The following is a 9347-nucleotide window of genomic DNA, read 5'->3' as shown; positions in this document are numbered from 1 at the left end:
CGGACGGCTCGACGGACTCGGCCTCGGTCACGTTCTCACTGGTCATCGATGCATCTTCCTTGATCAGGAGTTACACCGATCGTTTTACAGTCCCGCAGGCGGCCGTCTCTCCGCGAAAGGCACCCAAGGGCTTCAGCCAAACGATCTTCACGTAGGCGATAAGCGAAGCCCGGGAAGGCCGCTCGCCGGGGCTGGGCTCACCAGACGTTCGGAACAGGCTCTACGATGAGCCGGTGATCGAGACACCGCCCCTGTGGGTGCTGACTTCTTCTTTGATGTTGAACGGCTTCACCTGACGGAGGCTGAAGCGCCGCCGAGCGGATCACACTTGGGGTGTTCGCGCAGCTCAAGCGTGGCTTTGTTCACGACTCGCGTCAGCAGTTGTTCACCGTTGCGGGAGGCGCCTGCACGGCGGCGATATCGATGTTCACGGCTTTGATCAGCAACACAGACCACGGGTCTGGCACCCGGCAACGGTGCCGCCACGACCGACCACCTGCCCCCGTAGCCAGCGCTTTTGCCCAGCCCCTCTGGAAGCGGCAGACCGCCGACCTCGCCTACGGCCCCCGAGCTGCTACTCAAAGCCGTGAACATTCGACGCGGGCCAGCCTCCGCAGCGCCTCCCGAACTGCTGTCAAAACGCTGCTCACTGTCGTGTACAAAGCCAGTGCACGACCATCATCACTGGCGTGACACGCTTCGGGTCGAGCTACTTCCCCATCCCTCCAACCATCTGGACACGCCGGTGTTGAGACAACCAACTGAGAGAGCGAGACACCGTCTCGCGTTGACCGCCGAAGTCGTGGCGGCAACTGTCACGGCCACCCTGGCCGTCGCTCTCGCCATCCAGGACAACACCGCACTTGCCGTCATCTTCGCGGTGGGCTCCGCCTCGTTCGTCGTCGACGCGATACGCCGGATCCGCAGAAGCCCAGAAGCAAGGACAAACTGAATACACCGGGGTACCCGCCTCTTGGCGGGTACCCCGGTGCGCTCTGCCGCTCCGCCCGCGCCTCGGGGCGTCGGCGATCCACCGGTAGTAGCCCGAGCGGGAGACTTCCAGCACCCGGCATATCCGCTTGATGCCGAACATCTCGGCGTGGGCGGCGACGAAGTCCCAAGCGGCGGTCTTCACTTCATCTCCCGGGCAGAATACGCCGCTGCCCGGCGCAGGATCTCCCGCTCCAGCTGCCATTCCTTCTCCGCCTTGGCCAGCCTGGCGTTCTCCGCCCGCAGCCGGGCCAGCTCGGCCGCAGTGTCCTGCGACGCGCTGGAGGCACCCGGAAGGCCGCCGGCGTCACGCACCCAGGTCCGCAATGTCTCGGGGGTGACGTTCAGATCGGCCGCGACGTCTTTGAACGCCCGCCTGTCGGCCGAAGCCCGCCACAACGCGATCGCGTCGGACCGGAACTCCGCACTGTACTTCGAGGGCCTTGCCACGTGGATCTACACCTTCCAGGATCAACAAGATCCATTGTCAGGCGTGTCCACACCACGGGGATCACCTCAGCTGGGCGCTACGCACGGGCCCACGGGCAGAGCACGAGAATCGCAATTCGGCGGTGTTGGTTTCGTGCCGGGCAGTGGTCACCCGAGCTGCATGTTCTTGCTTGTTTGGTTGAAGGGGCGTCAGGCCGGCCAGCAAAGCGACCGCGAGGGGTGGCCCTCGCGGTCGCGTTCCCCAAGGCCCATGTCTAGGGCGTCCAGGACGAGTTGGGTTTCCTTGGACGTCGACGCGGACAAGAGTTCAGCCTCGGTAGCCATGCACAATGTCTTGGGGCTACCGCAGGGGGTTACTTAATACCGTGTGTATCTGGCAGGTAGCACCATTCGGGGATTGGAATCGAGGAGCACATCGGCGGGACCGAACCATGCGGCCAGTTCGCGGATTTCGGGATCTTCGAGAAGGCGGAGGCGGCCGTCTTCTATAAAGGGTGTGCCGTCAATGGTGATGGTCGGCTTGTCGAACTGGCAGTCGCAGTGGGCGTGTCCTGGCCCGCTACGGTCAGGCTCCCCCTCCTCGGTCAGGGCGTCCAGGCCAAGGTAGAACGCACCGGCGTGCTTCTCCCGTTCGAACTGGGTGCCACCGCTTGAGCGCACTTTCGGGTTGAGTCCGATCAGGGCGTGCCGCAGGTAGTAGCCCCTTGGTGAATAGTGACGTAGCTCGGTGGCGGCGGTCGCGCCCTCGATCGCTGTTACCACGTTGTTGGTGAGTTCGATCGTGGTGGGCTCGGCCGGTGTGCCGGTGACCGTGGACTCCTCGATGACCAGCAGCCCGTCGGTGCGGTTGGGGTAGAAGTTGACGCCACCGTAAGGGAAGGGCCGCCACATTCCAGCGATGAGAGGAGCGTGATGGCCACTGGTGGCGAAGTCACGGAAGGTCACATCGGTGCCTGCAGCGGTGGTTACCCGGATCTCGCTGGCTGCGGCGAGTTGTGCGGTCGCCTTAGCTTCCAAGGCGAAATACAGCTCCAGCGGGAAGCGGGCACCGGTGGCCAGAGCCGATGCGGTCGCGGTCTGGTGCAGTGAGAGGAACCGGGCCTTGCGCTTGGCAACCTCGTCGAAGAACAAGCGGTCGCTGTGCACCTCACCCCACCATGTGCAGGAGAGCACCACATCAGCCTCGGCGTGGATGGCCGACAGCATTGGTGATGGCCGCTCGGAGTCCCAGCCACCCGCGCTGAACGGGGGAACGGCCAGAACGTGCACCTCGGCGTTGCGATAGGCGGCTGCTGCCGCCAGTGCCTGCACCACCACAGGGTCCACCGAGTTCTCCGTCAGGATCAGCACCTGTTCGCCGGCGGCAACGGCGGTGTACTCCATGACGTTATAGGCGCCGGGCATGAGTTCGGTGATGGACAGCGGTGCTGCCATGGGAGTGTCCAAGTAACTGAAGCAGGTCGTTCCGTTCATGCGGATCGAATCCTTTCCGGTGCCAGCTGGTCGGTCGTTGATTGCGGGAGGCGGACGGCGCGACCAGCTCCAAGGCCGAAGAGGCCCTGAACGAGGGTCAGCGCGACAAGAAAGCCGAGCGGGACAGTCCACCCACCGGCGAGGTCGTGGGCTGAGCCGAACAGCAAGGGCCCAACGGCGGCTAGGAGGTAGCCGACGCTTTGGGCCATGCCGGACAGCGCGGCGGCCTGGGACGCGTCGGCCGCACGCTGGCCTTGGAACGTCAGCGCCAACACCAGGCAGGCGCCGCCGCCAAGGCCGATCAGCACACTCCACGCGGTCGCCATCTCGGGGGCCAGGAGCAGCCCCAGGTATCCGGTGGCGCACATCAATGAACCGCTGACGGCCAGCAGCCGTTGGTCAGTGAGTTGTCGGGCGAGTATCGGCACAGTACTGCTGGAGACCAGACCGGTCACCTGGAGCAGGAACAGCTGCCAGCCGGCGGCGCCTTCGGAGGCGCCGTGGTCGTGCACGATGCTGGGCAACCACGCGATCGTGGTGTAAAAACCGAGGGACTGCAGTCCCATGAACGCACTGACCTGCCAGGCCAGTGGGTAACGCCACAGAGTATGCGCCTGCCCCGCTCCGGGGGCGGTGGATGTTACGGGCCGGCGACGGGCCAGTTGCGGTGCCCAGGCCAGGACCCCGAGTAGCGCCAGCACCGCCCAGCAGCCCAACGCGGTATGCCATCCTCCGGGAAGATGGTCAGCCAGGGGCACGGACACCCCGGAGGAGACCGCGGCTATCAACCCCATGACAGTGACGTAGAGCCCGGTGACTGCGGCGATCCGCCGTTCGGGAACAGTGCTCTTGACCAGCGAGGGCAGCAGCACGTTGCCGTAGGCAATCGCTGCTGCCATGACCACGGTGCCGGCGAACAAGGTCACCACGCCTGGCAGCGAGCGCAGCACAATGCCGACCGTCAGCACCAGCAAAGCGATCCACAAGACACGCTCGGTTCCGTGGCGCTGCGCACTCCTGCCCACCAGCGGTGACGTGGCCGCGAAAGCCAGTAGTGGCAAAGCGTTGAGCAGTCCTGCCGCGGTGCTGGACAAGCCGGTGTCGTGTTCGATCATCGGCAGCACCGAGCCGACACCTGTCAGCGGCGCCCGCAGATTCGCCGCAACAAGCAAGATCCCAACCAGGAGCAACCCCACGCGAGGCGCTCCGCCCTGGTGACCGTCGGATTCGACCCCGGGAGCGTCAGCGCCTTTCGGAACAGTCACGCTCATGCACCCCCTCTTGCCCCAGCGCGGCGCGACGGCTGATCCGCACGAGCGTGGAGGCGGCGGAGCGGGCAGTCACCGCATCTCCCGCCGCAATGGCCTCTACGAGGGTGGTGTGCCAGTGGTCGTGTTCGGCGGCGATATCCCTGCCCCAGGTCAGCCCGGCGACCACTGCGGCCAGCGCGCTGCCCAAGTGCTTGTAGACCTCGGCAAGCAACCCGTTCCCGCCGGCTTCCACCACCGCCAGGTGGAATGAGCCATCGACGTCAGCCAACGCGGTCATCTCACCGGCACAGTTGGTCTCCTGCGCCTTGTGCAGCAGCTCCCGCAATCGCTTCACGTCTGCGCTCGTCCGACGCTGCGCGGCCAGCCCCGCAGCATGCTCCTCCAATACCGCGCGCAGCTCGAAGACATCGGACAGGTGTGCCGTTGCCGCCCTGCGCACCAGCACTGCCTCCAACTCGCTGGCGACCCGGACGTAGGTGCCGTCTCCGGCACGGGCTTCCAGCAGGCCCAGATGCACCAAAGCGCGCAAGGCCTCTCGCACGGTGTTGCGACTGATTCCGAGAATCGCGACCAACTCGTGTTCGGGAGGTATGCGACTACCGACCGGCCAGCGGCCGGAGGCGATCTGCTCCCGTAGTTGATCAGCGGCCTGGGCGGACAGGGTCGCGGCGCGGCGCGGCTCTCTCAACCCCTCCATGCAAACCTCCAAATGTTGGACAGCTGTAGGTAAACACATGACGCCTCCAATGCGGCAAGGTGACCCTTGTCACATCGCGCGATGTGTGGTCGACGTACACCTCTCGGCGCCCAGCCAGGCACACGGGAACGTGCCCACGCGGCCGGGCCGGCGGCAGCGCCGGCCCCTCGCAGGGGTTCGGCGTCGCAACGGGATTCATGAACGCATGCCCGATGAATCGAACTTGTTGTCAGGCCTGTGGCCGCTCGCGCCGTCCGGTACGACGGACTGACTGCTGGAGCGCTGCGGCGATAGTCTGACCGGGTTCACGCCGCCTGCGATGGCCGATACGGCCTGGGCGCAGAACGCCATGTACGAGCACGAACAGCGGCCCGGCCGAGGTGTCAGTGGGCGTTTGATGTTGATTTCTGCGGGCCATTTTCAGACAGTTTGCACAGTTTTGTGACCACGCACATGACCTGAAACACTCGGGCGCTCCCGACTAATCGGGAGTTTCCATCCCGTTGCTAGACCAAACAGAATTCGAGCAACATGTGCGAACAAAACGGGCAGCCCGCTCGCCGTCTTGGAGCGCACGAATGCGCCCTTAAGGGGCGAATCACCCCGAAAGTCGTCCTACCTCATTAGCGACACATCACCACTGAACGTCCCTAAACACCCACCGAGAGGGCGTTTAGGGACGGATTATCGTGCTAAGTCGCTCGTGCGGCCACCAACCTTCGGGCTGATTCGCACCTTACACACGCCTTCACGGCCTTCCGGGTACCGACCTGTGCGCCCGTTTGATCCGCTTCTCGGTACTGGATTCCGTCTGGTTTAAAAATGGGACAGGGCGCTCCCGCCGAGCCGGTGCCGGCGGAAGCAGAGGCCTCGGTGTCGAGCCGGATAGTGACGCAGGCCGCGCTGGGGGCGGCGTCACTGGTTCCCGGGGCTGGCGTAGTGACGGCGATGGCCAACCCGGATGCCGCAGCCCAGGGGCTGGATCGGCTGCGGTCCGGGGCCTGGGCCCGGGCGCAGCGACGTGGGCGTGGGGGTGATGAGGCCGGTTTGAGCCGGGTGTTCGTTGCGGAGCTGGAGCGTCTGTGCGGGCGTCACCAGTGGGTGGTGCTGTTCATCGACACGTGGGAGCAGACCGGCCGGTACTTGGACGGCTGGCTGCTCAGTCTGCTGGAGGAAGAGTTTGGTCCGGTGCCGGCAAACGTAATGGTGGTGCTGGCCGGGCGGGACGAGCTCGCGGAGCGGGAGTGGGCGCCGCTGCGGGCGCAGGTGGCGGACATGCCGTTGGAGGTCTTTACCAAGGCGGAGACACGGTCGCTGCTGGCCGCCCGGGGCGTGACCGAGCCGGGAGTGGTGGAGGCGGTGCTGCATCTGTCGATGGGGCTGCCGCTGCTCGCAGAACTACTCGCTCTGGCCCGTCCCAGTGCCGTCGAGGAAGGAGGGCGAGGAACAACGGAACGAAAACTGGCGCTAAGCCCTTCGCGCGCCTGAGAGCGCTTTGACCTGGGGTTCGGCGGAGGCGGAGCCTTCGGCAGTCGTGTTGATCACTGGCTGTCTGGAGGTCCGGAGTGCCGGTCGAGTTTCTGACGGATGAGCAGGCCGCAAGCTATGCGGCGTACGACGGGGCGCCGTCGCGTACGGGGTTGGAGCGGTTCTTCTTCCTGGACGATGCGGACCGGGAACTGATCGAGTCCAAACGGCGGTCCCACAACCGGCTCGGCTTCGCGGTACAGCTGACGACCGTGCGCTACCTCGGGGTGTTCCTGGACGACCCGACCGACGTGCCGGCCGAAGTCGTCGACTACCTCGCCGAGCAACTGGGCATCGCGGACGCCTCGGTGCTGAAGGCGTACGGCGAACGGGAGAAATCCCGGTTCGAGCACATGTGGGAGCTGCGGAAGCTCCTGGAGTACACGGAGTTCGCCGACGCGGAGGCGAAGCTGCGGGCGTGGGTGGACGCGCGGGCCTGGACGACCGGGGAGCGCCCGAAGGCGCTGTTCGACGCGGCGACGGGGTGGCTGCGCGAGCGGCGGGTGCTGCTGCCCGGCGTGACCACGCTGGCCCGGCTGGTCGCGTCCGTGCGAGAGGCGGCGAACCAGCGGCTGTGGGACAGCCTCTACGGCGTGCTGAGCACCGGTCAGCGGGCGGTGCTGGACTCCCTGCTGACGGTGCCGCCGGGCGCCCGGGTTGTCGGAGCTGGACCGGCTGCGCCGGGGACCGGTGCGGATCTCCGGGCCCCGGATGAAGTGGGCGCCGGAGCGGGCGGCGGAGGTCTCCGATCTCGGGATGGGCGAGGTGGACGTGTCCGCGATACCGCCGCGGCGGCTGGCGGAGCTGTCCCGGTACGGCATCGACGGCAAGGCGTCGCTGCTGCGCCGGCACGGCGACTCCCGGCGCCTGGCGACGCTGCTGGCGACCGCGGTCTACCTGACGACCCGCGCGGTCGATGACGCCCTGGACCTGCTCGAAGTGCTCATCGCGACGAAGCTGCTGGCCCGCGCGGAGCGGGAGACGGCGAAGGAGAAGCTGAAGAGCCTGCCGCGGGTGGAGCGGGCGTCGGCGAAGCTGGCCGCCGCCTTCCAGATCGTGTTCGACACCACGTCCGAGCAGGTCGACACCGGCACCGGGGAGGTCACCCCGCCCGAGGTGGAGACGCTGGACTCGATGTGGGAGCGGATCGAGCAGGTGGTGCCGCGGCACGAGCTGGCCGCCGCGATCGCCGCGCTGTTCGAGCTGACCCCGCCGCTCGACTCCGACGCGGACGAGGCATGGCGGACCCAGCTGGTCACCCAGTTCGGCACCGTACGGCCGTGCGAAGCTTCTGGACGGGGAGGCGTGGGAGCAGGCCAAGCCGACCGTGCTGGCGTCGCTCGCGCTGCCCGCGGAGGCGGGCGAGCACCTGGCGGCGCGGGCCGCGTTGCTGGACGGCACCTACCGTGAGGTGGCCGGGCGGGTGCTGGCGAACTCGCAGATCATGTTCGACGACGACGGACGGCTGCACTTCGCCGCCCTGGAGCCGGAGCCCGAACCGGCCTCCCTGCTGGAGTTGCGTGCCGCGGTGAACGCGATGCTGCCCCGCGTCGACCTGCCGGAGGCGCTGCTGGAGGTGTTCTCGTGGACCGGTGCCGACCAGGCGTTCACCTCGGTCACCGGCGGTGAGGCGAGGCTGAAGGACCTGCACGTCACCATCGCCGCGCTGCTGGTGGCACATGGGTACAACGTCGGCTATACCCCGGTCATCGGGGCCGGGGACGCGCTGAAGTACGGGCGGCTGTCCCACGTCGACCAGACGTATCTGCGTCTCGCGACGTACTGGGCGGCGAACGCCACCCTGATCGAGCACCAGGCGGTGATCCCGCTCGCGCAGGCCTGGGGCGGGGGTCTGGTCGCCTCGGTGGACGGCATGCGGTTCGTCGTCCCGGTGCCGTCGGTTTATGCGCGGCCGAACCCGAAGTACTTCGGGCGCCGGGGCGGGGCCACCTGGCTGAACATGATCAATGACCAGGCGGCGGGGCTGGGCGGGGAGGTGGTGGCCGGCACTCCGCGCGACTCGCTGTACGTGCTGGACGTCCTCTACGACCGCGACGGCGGCAAGCGCCCCGAGATGATCGTCACCGACACCGCCTCGTACTCCGACATCGTCTTCGGCCTGCTCACCTTGGCCGGGTTCGCGTACGCGCCGCAGCTCGCGGACCTGCCGGACCAGAAGATGTGGCGCATCGACCGGGCCGCCGACTACGGCGCCTTCCAGGACGCGGCCCGCTGCCGGGTCGACCTCGCGCGGGTCGAGCGGCATTGGGAGGACATCCTGCGGATCATCGGGTCCATCCACACCGGGGCCGTGCGTGCGTACGGCGTCATCCGCATGCTGTCGCGGGACGGGCGCCCCACCCCGCTCGGCGACGCGATCGCCCACTACGGGCGGATCGCCAAGACGCTGCACATCCTGCGCCTGGCCGACGAGCCCAGCTACCGGCGGCAGATCAAGGTGCAGGCCAACCTCCAGGAGGGCCGCCACGCGCTCGCCCGGAAGATCTTCCACGGCAAGGCCGGGCAGCTCTACCAGCGCTACCAGGACGGTATGGAGGACCAGATCGGCGCCCTGGGCCTGGTCCTCAACGCGCTCGTGCTGTTCAACACGCGGTACATGGACGCCGCGGTGAACCAGCTGCGCGCGGACGGCTTCGACGTCCGCGACGAGGACGTGGCCCGCCTCTCCCCGTTCATACGGCACCACGTCAACATGCTCGGCCGGTACTCGTTCCAGCTCCCCGAACTGCCGGGCGGCCTGCGCCCGCTGCGCGACCCGGACGCGGCCGAAGAGGTGTGACCCCGGTGCGGTGACCCGTCACCGCTGGGGCTGTCCCGGCGGTGACGTTTGCACTGGTCACCGGCTCGTAGGGTGCCGGGAGCCGTAACACCGGCGGAGGGCGTGGCGGCTATGCGTGGCGGCGGGTGCCTCGTGGTTC

General features: G+C 67.3%; 6 protein-coding genes and 1 pseudogene. 3 read left to right on the top strand and 4 right to left on the bottom strand.

Features of this window, described 5'->3' with window-relative positions; all coding sequences use genetic code 11:
* Nucleotides 1-787 precede the first annotated feature (787 nt).
* On the top strand, nucleotides 788-952 hold the full coding sequence (locus tag ACFVX4_RS37840) for a hypothetical protein (RefSeq protein ID WP_389986803.1): 165 nt from the start codon (nucleotides 788-790) through the stop codon (nucleotides 950-952).
* Between the two features lie 179 nt (nucleotides 953-1131).
* Here the strand turns inward: ACFVX4_RS37840 and ACFVX4_RS37835 are convergent, their stop codons facing one another.
* The 4 genes from ACFVX4_RS37835 to ACFVX4_RS37820 form a co-directional block, all read right to left on the bottom strand.
* Nucleotides 1132-1440 carry a transposase gene (locus ACFVX4_RS37835; RefSeq protein ID WP_389986800.1) on the bottom strand — a complete coding sequence of 103 codons (309 nt, stop codon included), beginning with the start codon at nucleotides 1438-1440 and terminating at the stop codon, nucleotides 1132-1134.
* 357 nt (nucleotides 1441-1797) lie between these two features.
* Nucleotides 1798-2913: a hypothetical protein gene (locus ACFVX4_RS37830; RefSeq protein WP_389986798.1), complete on the bottom strand. Its 1116-nt coding sequence runs from the start codon at nucleotides 2911-2913 to the stop codon at nucleotides 1798-1800.
* A complete protein-coding gene (locus ACFVX4_RS37825; RefSeq protein ID WP_389986795.1) occupies nucleotides 2910-4109 on the bottom strand; it encodes a CynX/NimT family MFS transporter in 1200 nt (399 codons plus the stop codon). Before ACFVX4_RS37825 ends, ACFVX4_RS37830 begins: the two co-directional genes overlap by 4 nt.
* Before the next feature lie 46 nt (nucleotides 4110-4155).
* On the bottom strand, nucleotides 4156-4881 hold the full coding sequence (locus ACFVX4_RS37820) for a FadR/GntR family transcriptional regulator (protein WP_389986792.1): 726 nt from the start codon (nucleotides 4879-4881) through the stop codon (nucleotides 4156-4158).
* A 1047-nt stretch (nucleotides 4882-5928) separates the two neighbouring features.
* Here ACFVX4_RS37820 and ACFVX4_RS37815 point away from each other — a divergent pair.
* The gene (locus ACFVX4_RS37815) at nucleotides 5929-6369 is read left to right on the top strand and encodes a hypothetical protein (protein ID WP_389986789.1); all 441 of its coding nucleotides are present in this window, start codon (nucleotides 5929-5931) and stop codon (nucleotides 6367-6369) included.
* Nucleotides 6370-6446: 77 nt separating this feature from the next.
* A pseudogene (locus tag ACFVX4_RS37810) lies at nucleotides 6447-9208 on the top strand (Tn3 family transposase).
* Nucleotides 9209-9347: the final 139 nt, after the last annotated feature.

It is taken from the genome of Streptomyces sp. NPDC058240 (assembly GCF_042882135.1).
GTDB lineage: Bacteria > Actinomycetota > Actinomycetes > Streptomycetales > Streptomycetaceae > Streptomyces.
The sequence above is the reverse complement of the archived record's forward strand: the minus strand, read 5'-3'. Positions and strand labels throughout refer to the sequence as shown.

What these genes read in the sequence shown, in the direction of transcription:
- ACFVX4_RS37820 (WP_389986792.1), bottom strand. Translation starts at nt 4,881, where the DNA reads ATGGAGGGGTTGAGAGAGCCGCGCCGCGCCGCGACCCTGTCCGCCCAG.
- ACFVX4_RS37830 (WP_389986798.1), bottom strand. Translation starts at nt 2,913, where the DNA reads ATGAACGGAACGACCTGCTTCAGTTACTTGGACACTCCCATGGCAGCA.